1 rRNA gene is annotated in these 841 nt (G+C 70.2%); it reads left to right on the top strand.

The annotated features are described in order from the left end of the window. Window positions 1-88, top strand: a 5S ribosomal RNA gene (rrf, locus tag EDF55_RS16230); the annotation flags it as partial. Window positions 89-841 lie beyond the last annotated feature (753 nt).

Here is an 841-nt window from a genome sequence, read left to right as displayed (position 1 = left end):
CGGTCACATTCCGAACCCGGAAGCTAAGCCTCTCAGCGCCGATGGTACTGCAAGGGGGACCTTGTGGGAGAGTAGGACGCCGCCGGACTCAACGTAAGAAGATGTGGCCATCGGCCCTCCATCGAGAACTCGCAGGGGAGACCCTCGTTCTCGTGGAAGGCCGGTGGCCATTTCTGTTTCTGCGGTCGTTCGAAGGCCTCGACGTCGGGCCCGGTCCGTGATGGACTGGGACGGCATCGCGCCACGGACGGCGCTCACACACACAACGACACAGCGGACGACAGCCGGCGCGAGAGCTCCGGCACGCGATGAGGAGCAACGGTGGCGAACGACGACGAACGACGGAACGACCGCGACGATGAGCGCGGTGGACGTCCGCGTCGAGACGGAGCTCCCCGCGGTGGTCAGTCCGGCGGGCGTGAGGGGTGGTCCTCCGGGCCGCGTGAGTTCGAGCGTCGCGAAGGCGAACGCCGTGATCGTCCGCAGCGCGATGGCGATCGTCCGTTCCGCAGCGACCGACCGGCCCGTGACAGCGCCCCTGGTCGTGGCTTCCGTGACGGCGGACAGCGTGCTGACCGTCCGGCTTGGCGTGGGGACCGCGACGACGCCGGCCGTCCGCCGCGTACCGGGGGACCGCGCGGTGATCGTCCGTCGTCCAACTCGGACCGGCCCCGCCGTGACGGCGACCGTCCCTACAACTCCGACCGGCCTCGCCGCGACGGGGACCGTCCGTCCCACAACTCGGACCGGCCTCGCCGTGACGGGGATCGTCCGTCGTACAACTCCGACCGGCCCCGCCGTGACGGCGACCGTCCGTCGTACAACTCCGACCGGCCCCGCC

The organism is Curtobacterium sp. ZW137 (assembly GCF_003762905.1).
In the GTDB taxonomy this organism is placed as follows: Bacteria; Actinomycetota; Actinomycetes; order Actinomycetales; family Microbacteriaceae; genus Curtobacterium.
This window is presented reverse-complemented; position numbering and strand designations above follow the sequence as displayed.